Source organism: Bradyrhizobium sp. Leo170 (genome assembly GCF_004296405.1).
Classification (GTDB): Bacteria; Pseudomonadota; Alphaproteobacteria; order Rhizobiales; family Xanthobacteraceae; genus Bradyrhizobium.
In genome coordinates, this window is sequence record NZ_PSRR01000032.1 from 1 (window position 1) to 18318 (window position 18318).

General features: G+C 63.0%; 19 protein-coding genes. 4 read left to right on the top strand and 15 right to left on the bottom strand.

The annotated features are described in order from the left end of the window. A partial coding sequence (locus CWO89_RS08575; RefSeq protein WP_130578197.1) for a (R)-mandelonitrile lyase occupies positions 1–269 on the top strand: 269 nt, incomplete at its 5' end. Positions 270–396: 127 nt separating this feature from the next. On the opposite strand, the gene CWO89_RS08580 is transcribed toward CWO89_RS08575, so the two are convergent. Continuing rightward, positions 397–1179 (bottom strand): DUF2147 domain-containing protein, encoded by a 783-nt coding sequence (locus tag CWO89_RS08580; RefSeq protein ID WP_130578198.1) that lies wholly within the window; start codon positions 1177–1179, stop codon positions 397–399. Between the two features lie 192 nt (positions 1180–1371). Further along, on the bottom strand, positions 1372–2154 hold the full coding sequence (locus CWO89_RS08585; RefSeq protein ID WP_130578199.1) for a transporter substrate-binding domain-containing protein: 783 nt from the start codon (positions 2152–2154) through the stop codon (positions 1372–1374). Positions 2155–2245: 91 nt separating this feature from the next. Between CWO89_RS08585 and CWO89_RS08590 the strand changes: the two genes are divergently transcribed. Next, positions 2246–2764 (top strand): DUF1993 domain-containing protein, encoded by a 519-nt coding sequence (locus tag CWO89_RS08590; RefSeq protein ID WP_245475831.1) that lies wholly within the window; start codon positions 2246–2248, stop codon positions 2762–2764. A 142-nt stretch (positions 2765–2906) separates the two neighbouring features. Here the strand turns inward: CWO89_RS08590 and CWO89_RS08595 are convergent, their stop codons facing one another. The 7 genes from CWO89_RS08595 to CWO89_RS08625 all read right to left on the bottom strand — a co-directional run bounded on the left by CWO89_RS08595 (position 2907) and on the right by CWO89_RS08625 (position 10539). Beyond that, entirely contained in the window at positions 2907–3323 is a 417-nt protein-coding gene (locus CWO89_RS08595; RefSeq protein ID WP_130578201.1) for a hypothetical protein, read from the bottom strand. Positions 3324–3425: 102 nt separating this feature from the next. Continuing rightward, on the bottom strand, positions 3426–4850 hold the full coding sequence (locus tag CWO89_RS08600) for an amidase (protein WP_130578202.1): 1425 nt from the start codon (positions 4848–4850) through the stop codon (positions 3426–3428). A gap of 146 nt (positions 4851–4996) precedes the next feature. Beyond that, the gene (locus tag CWO89_RS08605; protein ID WP_130578203.1) at positions 4997–5986 is read right to left on the bottom strand and encodes a hydroxyacid dehydrogenase; all 990 of its coding nucleotides are present in this window, start codon (positions 5984–5986) and stop codon (positions 4997–4999) included. Between the two features lie 132 nt (positions 5987–6118). Continuing rightward, complete coding sequence (locus CWO89_RS08610) at positions 6119–7219, bottom strand: ABC transporter ATP-binding protein (RefSeq protein WP_130578204.1); 1101 nt, start codon at positions 7217–7219, stop codon at positions 6119–6121. Between the two features lie 4 nt (positions 7220–7223). Then, a complete protein-coding gene (locus CWO89_RS08615; RefSeq protein WP_130578205.1) occupies positions 7224–8135 on the bottom strand; it encodes a carbohydrate ABC transporter permease in 912 nt (303 codons plus the stop codon). Next, positions 8135–9073 (bottom strand): carbohydrate ABC transporter permease, encoded by a 939-nt coding sequence (locus CWO89_RS08620; RefSeq protein WP_130578206.1) that lies wholly within the window; start codon positions 9071–9073, stop codon positions 8135–8137. The genes CWO89_RS08615 and CWO89_RS08620 overlap by 1 nt, the downstream gene beginning before the upstream one ends. A 125-nt stretch (positions 9074–9198) precedes the next feature. After that, positions 9199–10539 carry an ABC transporter substrate-binding protein gene (locus CWO89_RS08625; RefSeq protein ID WP_130578207.1) on the bottom strand — a complete coding sequence of 447 codons (1341 nt, stop codon included), beginning with the start codon at positions 10537–10539 and terminating at the stop codon, positions 9199–9201. Between the two features lie 408 nt (positions 10540–10947). Here CWO89_RS08625 and CWO89_RS08630 point away from each other — a divergent pair, with 408 nt between their 5' ends. Next, complete coding sequence (locus CWO89_RS08630; RefSeq protein ID WP_165421063.1) at positions 10948–11667, top strand: Spy/CpxP family protein refolding chaperone; 720 nt, start codon at positions 10948–10950, stop codon at positions 11665–11667. Positions 11668–11946: 279 nt separating this feature from the next. Here CWO89_RS08630 and CWO89_RS08635 read toward each other — a convergent pair whose 3' ends face one another. The 6 genes from CWO89_RS08635 to CWO89_RS08660 form a co-directional block, all read right to left on the bottom strand. After that, positions 11947–12348: a VOC family protein gene (locus CWO89_RS08635; protein WP_130578209.1), complete on the bottom strand. Its 402-nt coding sequence runs from the start codon at positions 12346–12348 to the stop codon at positions 11947–11949. A gap of 17 nt (positions 12349–12365) precedes the next feature. Next, a complete protein-coding gene (locus tag CWO89_RS08640) occupies positions 12366–13553 on the bottom strand; it encodes an acyl-CoA dehydrogenase family protein (protein WP_130578210.1) in 1188 nt (395 codons plus the stop codon). A 12-nt stretch (positions 13554–13565) separates the two neighbouring features. After that, on the bottom strand, positions 13566–14972 hold the full coding sequence (locus CWO89_RS08645; protein ID WP_130578211.1) for an MFS transporter: 1407 nt from the start codon (positions 14970–14972) through the stop codon (positions 13566–13568). 190 nt (positions 14973–15162) lie between these two features. Further along, positions 15163–15780, bottom strand: coding sequence for a DsbA family protein (locus CWO89_RS08650; protein ID WP_245475832.1), 618 nt, complete (start codon positions 15778–15780; stop codon positions 15163–15165). A gap of 84 nt (positions 15781–15864) precedes the next feature. Next, positions 15865–16596 (bottom strand): DUF3750 domain-containing protein, encoded by a 732-nt coding sequence (locus CWO89_RS08655; protein ID WP_130578213.1) that lies wholly within the window; start codon positions 16594–16596, stop codon positions 15865–15867. Between the two features lie 89 nt (positions 16597–16685). After that, positions 16686–17903: an MFS transporter gene (locus CWO89_RS08660; protein ID WP_130578214.1), complete on the bottom strand. Its 1218-nt coding sequence runs from the start codon at positions 17901–17903 to the stop codon at positions 16686–16688. A gap of 36 nt (positions 17904–17939) precedes the next feature. Here CWO89_RS08660 and CWO89_RS08665 point away from each other — a divergent pair, with 36 nt between their 5' ends. Then, the gene (locus CWO89_RS08665; RefSeq protein WP_130578215.1) at positions 17940–18218 is read left to right on the top strand and encodes a hypothetical protein; all 279 of its coding nucleotides are present in this window, start codon (positions 17940–17942) and stop codon (positions 18216–18218) included. Positions 18219–18318: the final 100 nt, after the last annotated feature.

An 18318-nucleotide genomic window follows, 5' to 3' on the forward strand; every position in this document is an offset into this window, starting at 1 on the left:
CGGGTGCGCGCACGGCCTGGCACACCCATCCGCTCGGGCAGACGCTCTATGTGATCTCCGGCATCGGCCGGGTCCAGGCCGAGGGCGGCCCGATCAGGGAGATCAAGCCGGGCGACGTGGTCTGGATTCCGCCGAACGAGAAGCATTGGCATGGCGCTTCGCCAACCAACGCCATGACACACATCGCGATGCAGGAAGCGCTCGACGGCGTCTATTCGAACTGGATGGAGCATGTCACCGACGAGCAGTACAACGCGAAGGTCGGCTAGTTTTCCCAAGGACGCGGGAGCTTCGTAGCCCGGGTGGAGCGCCAGCGAAACCCGGGTCCGGTCGAGCCGCGTGCGAGGTCCCCGGGTTACGCTGCGCTTCACCCGGGCTACGGTTCGCCGCGAACGATCAGTTCACCCGAGTCCAGGTCTGGCCGCCGCAGAACATGCCGCCGAAGGCGCAGCCCTGCACACGCAGGGTGTCGGAGCCCTTGAGCGCGATTGTCGAGTCATAGGTACTGCCGCTGTTCGGATCGAGGATGCGGCCGCTCCATTTGTCCTTGCTGGGCTTCATGTTGAGCAGGACCTGCTCGCCGTTCTGGTTCGACTGCTCGTCGACGGCATAGCCGCAGAGGTTGGCGCCGCACTGCTCGATGCGGACCTTGCCTTCCTTCTCCTCCGTCAGCCACACGCCGATCGGCGAATTGGCTTGCGCTGCCGCCGCTGGTGTCACGGGCTTCGCGACCGGCGCTGGAGTGGCTGTGGCGACCGTCGGAGCCGGGGCCGGAGGCGCAGCGGGCACCGCGGTCTGCTGGGTCTGCGGTGCCGGTGCGTTCGGCGCAACGGCTGCTGTCGCGGTCGAGGGTTCGGTGGAGGCCGCAGCCGGAGGCGGCGCAGCAGGAACGGGCGGCGGGGCGGCCGGTGCTGCGGCTTGCCCGGACTGAGCGGGAGCCGCCGGAGCTGGCGCGGATTGCGAATCGGTTTTCGCTTCCTGCGATTTCTGCTTGCGAGTGCCTTCCTCGCTCTTGGCGCGCTTGGATTTGCGGCCGGTATTGTCGTAGACGCCGGGGATCTGGACGGTGCCGCGATCGGGGTCGATGCGGATGGTGTGGCCACCATATTCGAAGGTGTACTGGGCCTGCGCTGCGGTGCTTGCGAGCAAAAGCGCAGCGATAGCCAGAAGCTTCTTCATGATGACCTCCAGAACGGGAATCCCCGGTCAGCGAAGCTACACATCAGCAACCTGATGCAACGTGACCTAGATCACTTTCAAAACGTAAGTCGTGTGCTAGCGGCTTTGGTTCAAACGGCTGGTCACCAGTCTAGTTAGCGCTCATAAAGTGGTCAATTTTCCAGTCGAACGCGGCTGATGCTGCTGCATGGATCATTCGAACCAGGCGGCATAGATGCGCTTGAACGTGCCGTCCTTCATTGCGATGTCCAGCCATTGATCCACGAAGAACTTCAGCGGGACGTCGCGCTGCAGCCAGTAGGCCTTTTCCGCAAAGTCGAACGGTTGATCGGGATGCACCGCGCAGAGCACGCCGGGATGCAGTTTCTGCTGGTAGCGCGTCTCGGACGCATCCGTCATCATCAGGTCGGTATCGCCCTTGGCGATCTCGTCGAAGATCCTGGTATTGTCGTCGAAGACCTTGATCTCGGCGTTCTTCACATGCGCCCGCGCAAAGCGCTCGTTGGTGCCGCCGGGATTGACGATGACGCGCGTGCCGGCACGGTCGATTTCGGCAAGCGTCTGGTATTTGTTGACATCCGCGCAGCGGGTGATCGGCGTCTTGCCTTCGCGCACGATCGGGATTGAGAAGAAGCCTTTCTTCTGGCGCTCCAGCGTGATCGAGATGCCGCTCATCGCAATGTCGAAGCGGTCGGCTTCCAAATCGTTCGTCATCTGCGGCCAACCCGTTTTGACATATTCGACCTTGACGCCGAGCGCCTTGCCGAGCGCTTCCGCCATGTCGACATCGAATCCCCTGAAGCCGGGCGTCGTCCTGTCGACAAAGCTGAACGGCGCATAGTCCCCGGTCATGCCAACCCGCAGCGTGCCGCGCCGGATGATGTCGTCGAGCCGGGAAGGCGACGCTGCCGGCTGGGCGTGGGCGGAAGCCATCATCAGCATGGCGGCCACAAGGCCGACGAATGCGCGCAACATCAAAGTTCCTCCATCGATTGCCTCGATGATAGTCTGTTGCGACGGCTTTAGATGGAATGTGCCCGTCGAGCCAGTCAAAGGAAGTCAAATCGTGACAATCTCAGTTTACGAAGCATCGGTCGGCGTATTCGTGCCATATCTTCGCAATCTTTCCGGGCTGCTCGATCACGCGTCCGCCTACGCAAGGACACGAAACATCGATCCTGCCGTGCTGCTCGGCATGCGGCTCTATCCGAACATGTACAGTCTCAGGCAGCAGGTGGGCGAAGCCAATCGCCATGCGATCGCCTGTTGCGCGCTGCTGGCCGGGCACGAGCCGCTCAGGTTCGGCGGCATCGAGCCTGATCTTGATGAGCTCAAGCTCAGGATCGCAGCCACGATCGATTTCGTCCAAAGCCTGCCGCGTGCTGCGATCGACGAGGCCGGCGACAAGGAGGTGGTGTTCACCTTCAAGAGCGGCGCGCAGCGCACCTTCACCGGGCGGTCGCTGCTGCTTGGCTTCAGCGTGCCGCAGTTTTTCTTTCACGTCACGACCGCCTACGACATCCTGCGTCACGCCGGCGTCGATCTCGTCAAGAAGGATTTCCTGGGGCCGCCAAGACCGGCGTAGCTGGGGGGAGCTTCGGTTCTGATTGAATCAGAACCGAAGCTCTAAATTCTTGTTTCGACGCGTTTTCTGCGCAGATAAGTCTACGCAATCTGCGTAAACTTGATTGCTACGCGAACCGGTATCCACTTCGCTCGAAAACGCTCTATATCTCGCAGCCTTCCTCGCGGACCAGGCTGGCGACGGCGGCGCGGCTGGCCATTTCCTGCTTCAAAACCTCAAAGCGATGATGTGCGTCGACCTCGCGGTCATCCACGAACCTGATCGCGGCCTCGCGATCCATCGGGCCGCTCACCAAGGGCTTCGAATTCTCGCCGATGGTCTCGTCGACATAATACTGGCCATCCTGCTCGCGCACCGTCCATTTGAAGCGGAGGGCGGCCATCGGGCCGGGGCCGACTTTGGAATAGCCATGGGCTTCCAGCGGTGGCGGGCTCGCGGGCTCCTCTTCGACCGCCGCCGGCTCGGCCTGCGGCTTCTCGATCGGCGGGGGCGCGTGCTGCTCGTCCAAAATGCTGGCGATGGCGGCAAGCGCATTATCGGTAGGATCGCTCTGGCTCAAAATCTCTTTCCCTGGGGTTGGTCGGCAAAGATGGTTGCCGACACTTCCCGTCTACTCAACCCCGGAATGAGGCTGAGTTTTGGCCCTGCGGCAGCTTTTCCCTTACGCACATACCGGCGGACGCTTGTCCTTCCAGGGCCGCACCTGCTCGAGCTGGCCAGCGAGGCGGAACAGCCTTGCTTCGTCGCCAAGCTTGGCGGCGAACATCATGCCGAGCGGCAGGCCGTCCTTGCTCCAGGCCAGCGGCACCGACATCGCAGGCTGGCCGGACATGTTGAACATCGAGGTACCCGGCATGTAGCGCCGCAGGAGCGGACCGATCTGTGCCAGGTCGTCCGACATGGTGTTGATCTCGCCGAGCCGGATCGGCGGCGTGCACAGCGTCGGACTGAGGAACACGTCGCAGCCCTCGAAGAAGATCGCGAGGCTGCGCGAGATCTGGAACGCCGCGAGCTGCGCGGCGATGTAGTCCGCCGACGTGATATTTTGTCCGTTGTGGGCGCTTGCCAGCGACAGGACTTCCAGATCGTCTCCCGTCACCGTGCGGCCGATGCGCTGCTCGATTGCTCGCACGCTGACCGCAGTGTTGCCGCTGACAATCGTCGTCATCACCGTGGATGGATCGGCGGGAAGGGTGGGGGCGCGCTCCTCGACATGATGGCCGAGGTCGGCGAGCAGTTTTGCGGTGTCGCGGACGGCTGCGGCGACCTCCGGGTCGATCGCCTCCCCATAGGGCGATTTGTCCGTGAAGGAGATGCGAAGCTGGCCGGGATCGCGGCTGACTTCCTGCGAGAACGGACGCGCCGGGGGCGGCGCGACATAGAGGCTCCATGGCTCCGGACCGTGGATCGCGTCCATCATCACGGCGCTGTCGCGCACGCTGATGCTGACGACATGCGAGGTCGAAAAGCCGCCCCAGCCCTCGCCACGATCGGGACCGACCGGATTGCGGGCCCGGCTCGGCTTCATGCCGAACACGCCGCAGGCAGAAGCCGGGATGCGGATCGAGCCGCCGCCATCGCTGGCGTGCGCCACGGGCAGGATGCGTGCGGCGACAACGGCGGCGGCGCCGCCTGAGGAGCCGCCGGAGGAATGCGCGAGATTCCAGGGATTGCGGGTCGGCCCGAACAGGCGCGTCTCCGTGGTCGGCATCAGCCCGAATTCGGGGCTCGCGGTCTTGCCGAAGATGGTCACGCCGGTGTCGAGGAAGCGCTGGGTGAGGGTGCTGCTGTGGTCCGCGACGAAATCCCTGTTAACGCTGGCGCCGGAGGTCGTGCGCGTTCCCTGCAGGAGGTCGAGGTCCTTCAGAAGGAACGGCACGCCCGTGAAGGGTCCGTCCGGCAACCCTTTGTCGATCTGCTGCTCGGCATAATTGTAGTGCTTGACGACGACGGCATTGATCTCCGGATCAACCTTGGCCGTGCGGGCGATCGCTTCGTCTAGCAGTTCGCGCGGGCTGACCTGCTTGTTGCGGACCAGCTCGGCGAGGCCCACCGCGTCGTAATTGCCGAATTCCTTGAAAGCCATATTCCACACCTAGAGCGAACGACGCGCATTCGTCTCTATCCCTCTTGCTGGAGCATGACCTTTCGGAAGCAGCGGTATCCACAGGCCATGCGCTGATGACGGGCCGATCGTTGTCGGCCCGTCCGAAGATAGACGGTTTTATCCGATTAGTTTAGCACGTCCTGGTTGATCACGTTCTGCCGCAGCGGCGCGCCGTCAAGGACGCTCAGGATGTTGCGTGCGGTCTGCTCGCTCATCCGGTCGACGGCTTCGACCGTGACGCCGGCAACGTGTGGCGCCATGATCACGTTCGGCAGGCTGTGGAGGGGCTGGCCGACCGGCGGCGGCTCCTGCTCGAACACGTCAAGGCCGGCGCCGGCAAGCCTGCCCGATACCAGCGCGTCGTGCAGCGCCTTCTCATCGACGATGCCGCCGCGGGCGGTGTTGATGAGATAGGCGGTCGGCTTCATCAGCTTGAAGCGCGCCGCGTTGAACATGCCGATCGTTTCCGGCGTCTTCGGGCAATGGATGGTGACGAAATCAGCACGTGGCAGCGCCGCGTCGAGATCCGGCACCGCCTCGCAGCCCGCGGCCGCGATTTCGCTCACCGGCTTGTAGGGATCGTAAACCAGCACCTGCATTTCCATCGCGAGGCACCGTTTGGCCGTGCGGGTGCCGATGCGGCCGAATCCGACGATCAACACCGTCTTGCCGTAGAGATCGAAGGGCAGCACGCCGAGCCGGTTCGCCCAGGCGCCATCCTTGACGACAGCATGCATTTCCTGCGCGCGCTTGGCCAGCGTCAGCATCATGAACAGGGCGTGTTCGGCCACTGACGGCGAGTTCGCCGTGCCCGCCACCATCAGCGGCACCTTGCGGCGCGAGAGCGCCGGGACGTCGACCGCGTCGTAACCGACGCCGATCCGCGTCACCACCTTCATATCTCCGGACGCTTCGAGCTCCGGCTCGCCGAAACGGGTGGCGCCAAGCGCGACACCATGGACCGGGGCATGCTGCTTCAGCAAGACCTCGAAATCCCTGGCGGAGATCAGGTTGGGGAATTCGACGAGTTCGATGTCGTCCCGTTCGTTGAGGAGAGCCCGCGCCCCCGGTGAGAAAGTTTGTGTGACAAAAATCTTCTTCTTGTTGGTCGTCATTTCCTGCCCTTGGCTGTTACGTCTTGCGTCGTCAAATCATGGTCCGATTCCATGGAATCGGACCATGATCCTATCTCTTTATTTGAGCATGGCCTTTTCGGAAAACCGGTTTCCACTTTTCCGGGCCATGCTCTAGAGAACGACGCCCGTCACCTCGTTTAGCAAATGCATGTTGTTGAGGTCCACAGCCAAGCGGAGCGGGGCACCATCCTGCGCGCCGGCATTCGGATTGACCCGGCCGCAGATCTGGGCGCCCTCGAGGGTGAAATAGACCAGGGTCTCCATGCCCATTGGCTCCGTGACGTCGAGCACGGCGTCGAACGGCTCGACTCCCGGGTGCAGATGCGGCCGGGCCTCGGCGATGTGTTCCGGCCTGATTCCGAGCAGAAGCTTGTCGGTGCGGGGCACGGCCTGGTAGCGGGCCGCACGTGCGGGCGGTAACGGGAAGGCGAGGCGGTCGGTCAGGCGCACATGCAGCCGCCCGCCGACATCCTCGAGTCGGCAGGGCACGAAGTTCATCGCGGGCGAGCCGATGAAGCTGGCGACGAAACGGGTCGCCGGCTTGTGGTAGAGCTCGTTCGGCGCACCGATCTGCTCGATGCGGCCATGATTCATCACTACCACGCGGTCGGCGAGCGTCATCGCCTCCACCTGGTCGTGGGTCACATAGACGGTGGTGGTGCGGACCTTCTGGTGCACCTTCTTGATCTCGATCCGCATCTGCACGCGCAATTTGGCATCGAGGTTGGACAAGGGTTCGTCGAACAGGAACACCTTGGGATTACGCACGATGGCGCGGCCCATGGCGACGCGCTGGCGTTGGCCGCCGGAGAGCTGCTTCGGCTTGCGGTCGATCAGGTCGGTGATGTCGAGCATGCGCGCCGCTTCCGTCACCCGGCTCTTGATCTCGGCCTTGGGATAGTGCTTCAGCCGCAGCCCGAAGGACATGTTCTCGGCCACCGTCATATGCGGGTAGAGCGCGTAGTTCTGGAACACCATCGCGATGTCGCGGTCCTTCGGCGGCACGTCGTTGACGATGTCGCCGCCGATCGTGATGTCGCCGTCCGAGATGTCTTCCAGCCCTGCGATCATCCGCAGCGTGGTCGACTTGCCGCAGCCGGATGGACCGACCAGCACCACGAACTCATGGTCGGCGATGTCGAGATCGATGCCGCGCACCGCTTCGACTTCGTCATAACGCTTCACGACTTTCCGCAGCGAAACTTCGGCCATGAGTTCAACCCTTTGTCGCGCCGGCGGTCAGGCCGGCAATGTAATAGTCCATCAGGAAGGCATAAATGATCAGCGGCGGCGCGGCACCGAGCAGCGCCCCGGTCATGATCTGTCCCCAGTTGAACACGTCGCCCTTGATCAGGGTGGTGATGATGCCGACCGGCAGCACGAGCTGGTCGGTCGAGGTCGTGAACACCAGGGGATAGAGGAACTGGGCCCAGGAGACCGTGAAGGCGAAGATCGTCGCCGCGATCAGGCCGGGCAGTGCGACCGGAATGAAGATCCGCGTCAACGTCTGGAACCAGGATGCGCCGTCGATGATCGCGGCCTCGTCGAGCTCCTTCGGGATCGAGGCGAAATAGCCGATCATGATCCAGGTGCAGAACGGCACCGTCAGCGTCGGATAGATGAACAGCAGCACGTACCAGCGGTTGATGAGCTGGATGCCGGTCCAGTCGCCGATCAGGACGAACATCTTGAACAGCGGGATGAAGAGCAGCGTGTCCGGAATGAGGTAGGTCAGGAACACGCCGGTCGCGAGCGTTGCCGAGCCCCAGAACTTCATCCGTGCCAGCGCAAAGGCCGCCGGCACGCTGATCAGCATGGTGATGGTGACCACAAAGATCGAGACCCAGGCCGAATTCCAGAAGAAGCGCAGGAACTGGTTCGATGTCAGCAGCCCGATATAGTTCTCGAGCGTCGGATGATACACCCACCACGGGTTGGTCGCCGCCGAGATCTCGGCGCTGCTCTTCAGCGAGGTGATCAGCATGTAGAGCGGCGGCGTCAGCGAGAAGATCGCGAACAGCACCAGGAAGAAATACGACCAGCGCAGCGCCCAGGCGCGGTCGCGGCTGATGCTGCCATATTTGACCTTGCGGCTCGGTCCGGCCTTGTCGATCGTGATTGCGCTCATCAGGCTTCGTTCCCTCGCTTGGAGATATCGCGCAGGATGAAGATCGCCGCGACCGCGAGGATCGGCACCATGAACAACGAGACGCTCGCGCCGAGCGGGATATCGCTGCCTTCGATGCCGATGCGGAACGCCCACGTCGCGAAGATGTGGGTGTGGTCGAGCGGGCCGCCGGCGGTGAGGATCCGCACGATATCGAAATTCGCGAAGGTGACGATCAAAGAGAACAATGTCGTGATCGCGATGATGTTGCGCATCATCGGCAGCGTCACATACCAGATGCGCTGCCACCAATTGGCGCCATCGATGGCGGCCGCCTCATAGAGCTGTTCGGGCACCGATTTCAGCGCCGCCAGGTACATGATCATGAAGAAGGGCGCGCCATACCAGACGTTGACGAGGATGACGGAGAAACGCGCCCAGTTCGCATCGCCGGTCCATGGGATCGGCCCGATGCCGAAGAAGGACAGCGTGTAGTTGAAGGCGCTGTAGGAGGGGTCAAACAGCCACAGCCAGGCGAGCGTGCTCATCGCCGGTGGGATCACCCAGGGCACCAGCAACATGCCGCGCCATCTGCGCTGCTTGTTGGCAGGAACGTTGTGCACGAAATGCGCGACGATGAAGCCGATCAACGCTTTGAAGATCACGGCCGAAATCGCGAAGATGCAGGACTGCTTCACCACCAGCCAGAACGTGTCGCGCTTGAACAGGAACTCGAAATTGCCGAGGCCGATGAATTTCGTCATCGACTTGTTCAGCGTCGCCAGATGCAGGGAGTAGAACGCGGGATAGATGACGAACGCCGCGACGAGGAGGATCAGCGGTAACGTCATCAGGAACGCGACCGTCGACTTGCGCCTCAGCGCATTGTGTAAACCGTTGCGCCTCCGTGTGGCTTTTGTTGCCTGGACACGGTTCGGGTGAAGGGCGACATCGGCCATGATCGATCTTCCTCGCGAGAGTTATTTCAACGGAGAATCCGGAACGTCGGACCTGATGCCGCCAACAGCGGCGACGGTCCGTGTCGCGGCGGCCGATTCGGGTCACCGCGACGACACGTTCGTTCTCAGCTCCGCATGAAGCCTTCACACTCGCCTTCGGCCCAGGCGAGCGTCTTTTCCATCGCTTCGCCCTGGGCATAGCGCAGGCACATTTTCGTCAGCGTTGCCTGCGCATAGATTTGCTGCGCGATCTTGGGCGGCGCCGGCGAGGCCGCGATCGACAGCGTTTGCCTATGGTAGGGGTCCGGATAGCTGAAGAGAGTGCCCTTCGGGGGCCCTTCCTCCTCCCAAACCTTCAGCTTCGTCAGATTCTCATAGGCGGGCAGGTCATAGCCGCCGCTCGCCACCACCATCTTCTCGACCGATGCCGGCTGCGACAGGTGGACCAAGAGGCTCTTGGCGGCTGCCTTGTTCTTCGAGAACGCCCAGATGTTCCAGAAGAAAGGCAGATAGGGCGCAAAGCGGCCTTTCGGTCCGGCCGGGAAGCCGTGCGTCCAGCACTGTTCGGCGATCTGCGGCGCATCGCGTTTGGCGACGGCCCAGGCGCTGGGCGGATTCATGATCATCGCCCCTTTGCCCGAGACCAGCCACTTGTTGTTGGAAGCGTCGTCCCATGCCGACACATCCGGCGGCAGGAACGCGATCAGCTTCTTGTAGAACTCGAGCGACTGCCGCACCGCATCGGTCTTGACGGTCAGATTGCCCTTGGCATCGACGAGTTCGGCGCCGTACGACTGGAAGATCGCGCCCGCGGTGTCGACGTTGTCGCTGGTCTCGCCGAGGCCGATGCCGAAGGGAACACCGGCCTTGTGGCAGGCTTCGGCCGCCTTCAGGAACGTGTCCAATGTCCAGTTCTCGTCTTTCGGCGGCGCGCCCGCCGGATACATTTCCTGCACATCGATGCCGGCATGTTTCTTCATCAGATCGATGCGCGAGCAGGGGCCCTTGATCTGGCTGCCAACGCTGGCGGGAACGCCGAGCCACTTGCCGTTGGCTTGCCCTAGATAATTGACCGTTCCGTTGACCTTGCCGTTCTGATTGACGAGCTGGTCCATGATGTCGTTGACGGGCTCGAGCAGTTCGGCGTGCGCCTGCGGCCACCAGGTGGGCATCTGCAGAATGTCATGGCCGGACTTCGCCTGGGCTTCGGCGGCGATCGTCAGCAGGTTCTTATTACCTTGGCTCGGGATGTAATCGATCGTCACCTCGACCTTTTCCTTCGCCGCCCATTCATTGACGAGCTCGGTCGAAGCCTTGTTGGCTCCGGGCACCCAGTGATCCCAGAAACCAATCGAGAGCGTGCCCGCGGCATAGGCGCCGCGGATGTAAGGAGCCGTAACCAGCGCTGCCGATGACAGCGCTGTAGCCGCAACAAATTCTCGTCGAGACAGCTTCTTCCGTGACATGGCGTTCCCTCCCTGGTGAGCCGACCGTCAAAGACTTGCGAAATCTCGTTTTTGTTTTTTTGGCTCGCCGCATTCGAGGCGGCGGGGCGATTTCCTCATTTTAGATCAGAGCAGAATTGTCGGCGCCTGTCGAGAAATCAGGTGAATGCTTTCGTAGAACTAACGTTGTGTGCAAATTGCAGGCAGTCGGATCTGTTAATCTTCGCGCTATGCCTGCCGCAGGGCGCTGGCAGAAATCTTTTTGCGGCGCACGCGAGGCGTTGCAAAGCGGGCGGGTCCAGGTCGCCCTCGCGGTTCACCTTTGGACCGAAGCGACGCGACGGGTAGACCTGTTCGCGCCGAGAACGATAAAGTCCGGAATCGGCGGTGCGTCAGCCGCAATCACGATCGATCATGGAGACTCCGATAATGCCAAGCTTGGTATCGAAGCTGCGTGCGCGCTTGAGGATCTGCGCCGCGCTGGCGGTGGCTGCTATCCTGTCCGTCAACGCCTCGCCGCGCGCGGAGGCGCAAGGGTTGGTTCAGGGCGTCCAGCAAGGGGCCCGTGAAGGCAACAAGGCCGCCGGGCCGGTCGGTGGCGTCTTGGGCGGCGCGATCGGAGGTGTGGTTGGCGTGGTTACGGGGGTGACCGGCGTACTCACCGGCACCAACACGAACCCGGCGCCAGCCGACAAGCAAGGCGCTCCGGCCAAGAGCAGCAAGGCCGCAAAGGCCGCAAAGGATAAGGCCGCCAAGCAGCCGCAGATGCTGACCCAGGCGAACGTGCCGCAGCTCACGGCCGAACAGATCGTCGCCAACAGCGACTCCAATATCGAGCGGATCAAAAAAGAGCTGAACCTCACGCCCGAGCAGGAGAAGTATTGGGCGGGCTTCAATAGTGCGATGCACTATCTCGGTCACAACGGCGCCGATCGCGTGAACCTGCGCATTGCCCGCGCCAAGCGCGACCCGCCGGACGATATCGTCGAGCAGATGCGCAATGAGGCCCAGTTCCTCAACGATCGCGCGGTCGACCAGCGCAACGTGGCCGATGCCGCCGAACCGCTTTATGCAAGCCTCGACGACAAGCAGAAGCAGACCTTCATCAACGAAATGGTCCGCTTAAGCCACGAGCGGGGGCTGGATTGAGCGGGGGCGCGCTTCGATGGCCGCCACGAATAGCCGGGCAACCAAGCCCTGGGGTAGGTTGAAGGCGCGGCACCCGGCTATCCTGCCGCAGCGGCGCGGCCCCTCCAATCGTCATGCAAAGTTGTAGAAACCTCGACTGATTCAGGCCGGACTTATGGCTGATTGAAGGTCTTGTCGGGAACCCGTTGGCGTGGCGCCACAAAATGGCTTCGGCCAGCGCAGGGCTGGCCGATGAACCGGTGCGGAACTTATGCCCGGAGAGCCTTTGCTAGACCTTGGCTAGGCCTTGGCGAAGTTCAGTTCCACGGCGACCCCGTCCGGGTCGTAGAAGAAGAACTGGGTGTCGCCGGTGCGTGGCACGATGCTTTCGCGGAAGTGGATGTTGTGCTCCCGAAGGCGCCTGCGCACGCCATCGACGTCGGTCGCGGCAAAGGCGATGTGGTCGAGCCGGCCGGTGTCTTCGTATGTCTTCTCGGTACCGCGGACCACGATGCCCTCGCGCGGCTTGCGGGTGCCCATCAGATGCACGGTGGCGACTCCGCCGGAATAAAGCCAGTAGCCGGGGAAATCGAGCGGCGGCCGCTCGCCATTCTCAAGACCCAGCACGTCGCAATAGAAGTTCTTGGTCTTTTCGAGGTCCTGCGGTTCGATCGTGTAATGCTGCAGTCGGCCGAGCGGCATGGTGTTCTCCCTGGAAACTAGACGAAGGTCAGGTCGCAGTCGGCACCCATCATCCAGGCGCCGACGGTTTCGAAATGGCTGTGCCGGCCCTGCAGTTGCTGGGTCACGGTGTGGATGTCGCGGAAGCGGCGCTCGAGCGGATGGCCTTCGAAGATCGCGGTTGCGCCCGCGGCATTGTAGGCGAAGTCGACCGCCTCGCGCGCCTTGTGGATGGCGTGGGTGGCGGCCATGCGGATGGTGATCCGCTGCTCGACCGTGATGTCGTTGCCGGCGACGAGGTCTTTCCAGATGTCGGCCATCGCTTGCAGCACGAAGCCGCGCGCGGCACGCAGATGGACTTCGGCCAGGGCCAGGCCGGACTGCACCACGGCGTTGTCGCGCAGCGGGCTCTTGGCGCCGCGCGGCACCTTGTTGCGCGCCACGTCGACGAAATTGTCGAGCGCACCGCGGGCGATGCCGCAAGCGACGCCGGCAAAGCCGACCTGGTAGCAGGTGCCTGACCCCATCCGATAGAGCGGTCCGTCCTCGCGGCGTTCGCGCTCGAATTCGCGGGTGATCGAATGGTCCGCGCGGACGAAGAAGTCGTTCAGCGTGAACTGGTCGCTGGCGGTGCCGCGCAGGCCGACCGTGTTCCAGATGTCGGTCCATTCGACGTCCTCGGCCAGCACCAGCATGGTGCGCTCGATCGGCGCGCCATTGGCATCGCGTTTCGGCGAGCCGTCGGCCGCATAGACCGGGCAATGCGCGCCGAGCCAGGTGGCGTGTCGCCCGCCGGAGGCGAACGACCAGACGCCGGTGACGCGGTAGCCACCCTCGCATTCGACCGCCTTCACCTTTGGGCCGGGACCCCAGGCCAGCACCGCGCGGGGATCGCCGAACACCGCATGCGCGACCGGGAGGTCGAGATAGGCGGCCGCCATCGCGCAACCGCCGGCCTGGCTCAGGCACCACGCCGTCGAGGCATCGGCCTGGGCGATGGTCTCCATGACATGGAAGAAGGTGAGGGGATCGGTCTCGATCCCCTGCGACGACCGCGGCAGCAACAGGCGAAACAGCCTGTGGTCATGGAGCTGGTCGAGCAACGCCGGCGGCAACCGGCGCGTTTGCTCGATCTCGTTTGCGGCCGCTGCCACCAGTGGCTGCACCGCTTTCGCGCGGGCGAGCACAGCCGGATCGCCCGCAAGTTCGGCAGACGTCGCGATCATCGCTCAAAACTCCTAGGCCTGCCGGACCGACGCGGTCGCGGCCACGTCGGCTCCGGCCGTCAGCTCGCGATCGATCTGTTCGATCGACTTGCCCTTGGTCTCGATGCCGAGGAAGTAATAGACAAGCCCGGCCATCAGGAACCAGCAGCCGAGATAGACAAAGGCGGTCGGGATTTGCGTCAGCGGCACATCAGGCTTCAGGTAGTTGCTGGAGCCGACGATCAGCGCAAGGCCGACCGGGCCGATGATCTTGCCGATGCCGCCGAAGCCATAGGCCGAGCCCATGCCGGTGGTGCGCAGATGCGAGGGCCAGACCTCCGCCGCATAGGGCCCGACAATGGCAAAGCCGCCATCGGCGAAGAAGAACGCCAGGGTCAAGAGCAGCCAGAACGCGGAGACGCCGAACATCGTTGCGTCGTAATGATAGCCCGCGATGATCGTCAGCGCGCCGGCGCCGAAGCCGAGCAGGCCGCCGGAGGTCCGCCGTCCCAGGAGCTCCGAGAGATAGGAGAAGGAGATGCGGCCGAGGAAGCCGGACACGCTGAGCAGGATCATCATCTTGGCGGCTTCCTGCGGCGTCACCTTCAGGATCAGCACGAACAGCGCCGGCGCCCACAGGGTGATGCCGTAAACGCCGGTCTGGGCGCCGGCATTGCCGAGCCAGGAGACGATCAGGCTGCGCGGATATTTGAAGAGATCGAGCCAGCTCGTCTTGATCACCGGGCCGGCATCGGCCGCTGTCGGCAGCGGGAGGGAGGACGGCTCCACTTGCAGCGCCCAGGCGAGCGACTTGCGCGCTTCCTCGTAGCGGCCCTGGCGGCACAGCCAGCGCGGGCTCTCCGGAACCCAGAGCCGGACCAGCAGCACGAGCAGGGACGGCAGCACGCCGATCGCAAACATCAGCCGCCACTGGTCGGAGCCCATGAACGCCCCAAGGACGGCGCCGAGCCCGACGCCGAGCGGGATCACGCAGGTGACGAGGCCGCCGACCCAGCCGCGCTTGTGCGAGGGCACGAACTCCTGCACGAGCGGCAGGTCCACGCAATAAAGCCCGCCGACGCCGGTGCCGACGAAGAAGCGCAGGACCGCGAGATAGATCCAGCCGTTATCGGGGGTAAAGTACAGAAGGCCGGTGGCGATGGAGAAGTTGAGCACGGTGCCGATGAACACGATGCGGCGCCCGACCCGGTCGGCGAGCCATCCCCAGACATAGGCTCCGATGATGGCGCCGATGCCGGAGCTCATCAGCACCGTCGCCGACTGTCCGAAAGTGAGCTTCCACGGCCCGATCAGGAAGGCGAGCACGAAGCCGATCAGGAAATAATCGAAGAATTCCAGCGCGTCGCCGATGATAGCAGCCGAAAGGATCTTGATCTGGTTGCCGGTCAGACTCCTCCGGCGATCGAGAATCTCGAACATGGCGTTTCCCCATGGCGCCTGTTCATTTGATTCAAGCGGGCGTCGCGCCCATCGCCCCGCCTGTGGACGACGAAGCTATCCTTGGGCTGCGGCGAACGACAAGCCCACCAGCACGCGGAGCACGTCTGCGTTGTGACAATGAGGCGATGTATCCCGCTCTGCACAATCGCATGTGCGAGAGCGAAAAGGCCTAGCGCTTGAGCAGGGTCTTGAGCTTCGCGTCCAGCTCTTCGTATGACATCGCGCCCTTCCATTGTTCGCCATTGACGAAGAAGGTTGGCGTCGCGTCGACCTTAAGCGTCTCCATTGCGTAGCGCTGGTCGGCGGCGATCTTATCGAGCAGCGCCTGGTCGGTCTCGCAGGTTTCGACTTCCTGCTCGCTCATCCCGTTGAGCTTGCCGACCAGGAACAGCGTTTCCTTTGTTTGATCCATCAGGCGGGCCTGCTGCTTGAACAGCGTCTCGATGACGGCCAAGTGCTTTTCCGGATCGTCCTTGCCGATGCAACGCACCAGCATCGAGGCGGCTGCGGCCTTGATGTCGAGCGGGAATTCGCGAAACACGAACCGGACCTTGCCGGTGTCGATATATTTCGAACGCAGCATCGGAAAGACGTTTTCGCCGAACGCTGCGCAATGCGGACAGCTCATCGAGGCATATTCGATGATCGTCACCGGCGCCTTTGGCGAGCCGATTGCGATGTCGGGTAATGATACGGGCTTGGCGAGGGCGGCAGCGGTCGCGCTTTGTGCCTTCGCCTCCCGATCTATCGGCGGAGCAAGTAGCGCAAGCAGGATAATGAATCCCAAGGCAGCGCTGGTCGTACGATTGAGAAGAGGCAAGGAAAATACTCCGCGAATGAACGTTCTTTCCGACAACAACCATGCAGCCAGCTATCGCTGAGCCAGCGGCAGGCCGAGTCGGCCGATGCCCGGGAACTTCAGGGCAGGGCGACGGATATCGATGCCAAGAACTCCGCCAAACAAGTTCAGCTCGATCCCTTCGATCCAGCCCATCGTCAGACCGAGATAGCCGCCCAATGTGGCGAAGACACCGGTGCGTGACGCAGTGATGCCATACCACTCGCCCCGGTAAGGATAGTCCTTTCCGATCGCCGTCGGCGGCAGCACCGCTTGCAGCTCAGGGACGGCGTCGAGCGCCGCCTGAACAAATGTGTTCGAGTTCGGACCCGGCCAGGCGCTGTAATCGCCATAGTCGCGAAATCTATAGTTCTCGACGACCGCACGGATCTTCGGAATCAGCGCCTCGGCTTTCCCGCCGTCCACGCTCACGATTGCTTCCGGCACGGCGCCGAACCATCGGCCGTCGGCCACGAATCCGTCGATCCGGATCGGTGCACCCCACGCCGTGTAGTCGTAGCGGCTGTAGCGCGGCGCGTCTCGTTCCTTAACCACGATCCAGGTGTGGACCGCAAAAATCCCGCGCCACCGCACGGTGCGCGCAGCATAGACGCGGATGACGGCGTCAGGATGTTCGGAGGCTTTGGGCAAGAGGCCGGCGCTCGAGCGGTCAGCCGTCTGCCAACTGACGCGCCGGTCTCCGAGCAAATAGGTGACCGTCGAAAAGTCAAGCGGAACGACAATCAGCAGGACAAGGAGGACCACGGATTTCTTCACAGAGGGACATCGGCGGAGGGGTGGTCATCTCGATCTAAGCATTCCGGTCCGCCGGAACCAGAGCGGGCCAGAGGGCATCAATATTTCTTCATCTCGGAGGCGAAGCCGACCCACAGCGCGACCGAGACCAGGCCGAGTGCGCCGAGCAGGACAAATGTCGGCGGATAGCCGATCCATTGCGCGATCCAGCCGCCGAGCGCGGGGCTGAGCGAAGCGCCGACGCCTTGAACGGTGATCACCGCGCCCTGCCCGAGATTGATGCGGCCGGTCCCGTTCAGCGAGCGGGCGACCATTCCGGGGACCGCGACGCTCTGCAGGCCGGTCCCGATGCCGTCAAGAATTTGCACGGGCAGCACGCCCCACCAGCCGGTCAGGAAGAACGCCAGGATGCCGCGCACCGGCAACACCAGGAAGGACGCGAGCAGCACCGGCCAATAGCTGCGGCTTTCCGCCGCGCGCATGCCCACGATCGAGGTCACGATCATGACGGCCTGCGCGATCACGATCGTGGTCGCCACGAAATCCGGGCCCTTGGCGTGGCCGTCGGCAACCGCGGCTAATCCATAAAGCGGAATGATCGCGGCATTGCCGAGATGGAAGGCGGCGAGCGCCAATGCGAGAACGAGCAGCGGCTTGTGCCTTGCCAGCACGGTGAAGCCGCTTGGCTGGCTCTCCGGGTCATCCTCCTTGGTGCCGCGCGCGGCGTTGTTGTCGATGGCCTTTGGTGGGATCAAGAGGACGCAGGCGATCGCAATGGCGCCGAAGAGCGCCGCCAGCAGGAACACGGCCGTGTAGCCGTATTTCCAGCCGAGATAGCCCGATGCGGCCGCCCCGACCATGTTGCCGGCATGGTTGAAGGCTTGGTTGCGGCCGTTCTGCCGGTTGAAGCCCTTCTGCCTGACGATGCCAAGCGTGATGCCGGTGACGGCGGGAACGATGGCCGCGCCGGCAAGCGAGGTCGCGATTTGCGATGCAGCGACGGCCCAGAAGTTCTGCGAGAGGAGAATGAGGGCCGAGGCGATGACAACGGCGACGCCCGGCACGATCACCCAGGCGCGCTTGTGCCTGCTTGCATCGATGAAGCCGCCGATCGGCGTCGTGATCAGCATGCCCGCGACGTTGCCTATCGTCATCGCGGTCCCGATCCAGCCGCTCGCCCAGCCATGCGCCTGCAGGAAGACGCCGACGAATGGCCCGATGCCGGACTGCATGTCGGCCATGAAGAAGTTCAGAGCGAGCAGAGGCCACAGCCGCGCCGCCTTGTCTGATCGCTCATTCTTCTTGCTGACACGCATGGCAAGTAGACTCGTGGCTAGTTAAGTGATCACCAGATGATTCTCCGAGACCGGCGGCGGCCTTCCGTCGAGGCGGTCGGAACAAAGCGCGGGATCATGAATTTGAAGGCGATGGTTCAAATCGACGTTCTTGAAAAACCGATCGAACGCATCAAGGAAACCTGCGTGATGATGGGCATCACGGAGAAGTTCGAGCGCGCGCTTCCGGAGCTCGAGACGTTCCTGGAAGGCGAAGTAGCGAAGGGCGAGACCCGCGAGACGCGGCTGACTTACGATGGACTCTGCTACCTCAAGCAGGTCTTCTCGAGAAAGTAACAGCACGGCACACGGGAAGGTTTTCACGACTGCTCATCGGGCGACGGCTCTGACGCGGCTTCATCATCCGCCACGGGAGCCATCGCAAAAGTTTTGCACT

Coding starts and splice junctions, on each gene's coding strand:
- CWO89_RS08580 (WP_130578198.1), bottom strand. CDS start 1,179: ATGAAGAAGCTTCTGGCTATCGCTGCGCTTTTGCTCGCAAGCACCGCA.
- CWO89_RS08585 (WP_130578199.1), bottom strand. CDS start 2,154: ATGTTGCGCGCATTCGTCGGCCTTGTGGCCGCCATGCTGATGATGGCT.
- CWO89_RS08600 (WP_130578202.1), bottom strand. CDS start 4,850: ATGGCTTTCAAGGAATTCGGCAATTACGACGCGGTGGGCCTCGCCGAG.
- CWO89_RS08605 (WP_130578203.1), bottom strand. CDS start 5,986: ATGACGACCAACAAGAAGAAGATTTTTGTCACACAAACTTTCTCACCG.
- CWO89_RS08610 (WP_130578204.1), bottom strand. CDS start 7,219: ATGGCCGAAGTTTCGCTGCGGAAAGTCGTGAAGCGTTATGACGAAGTC.
- CWO89_RS08615 (WP_130578205.1), bottom strand. CDS start 8,135: ATGAGCGCAATCACGATCGACAAGGCCGGACCGAGCCGCAAGGTCAAA.
- CWO89_RS08620 (WP_130578206.1), bottom strand. CDS start 9,073: ATGGCCGATGTCGCCCTTCACCCGAACCGTGTCCAGGCAACAAAAGCC.
- CWO89_RS08625 (WP_130578207.1), bottom strand. CDS start 10,539: ATGTCACGGAAGAAGCTGTCTCGACGAGAATTTGTTGCGGCTACAGCG.
- CWO89_RS08630 (WP_165421063.1), top strand. CDS start 10,948: ATGCCAAGCTTGGTATCGAAGCTGCGTGCGCGCTTGAGGATCTGCGCC.
- CWO89_RS08635 (WP_130578209.1), bottom strand. CDS start 12,348: ATGCCGCTCGGCCGACTGCAGCATTACACGATCGAACCGCAGGACCTC.
- CWO89_RS08640 (WP_130578210.1), bottom strand. CDS start 13,553: ATGATCGCGACGTCTGCCGAACTTGCGGGCGATCCGGCTGTGCTCGCC.
- CWO89_RS08645 (WP_130578211.1), bottom strand. CDS start 14,972: ATGTTCGAGATTCTCGATCGCCGGAGGAGTCTGACCGGCAACCAGATC.
- CWO89_RS08660 (WP_130578214.1), bottom strand. CDS start 17,903: ATGCGTGTCAGCAAGAAGAATGAGCGATCAGACAAGGCGGCGCGGCTG.
- CWO89_RS08665 (WP_130578215.1), top strand. CDS start 17,940: ATGATTCTCCGAGACCGGCGGCGGCCTTCCGTCGAGGCGGTCGGAACA.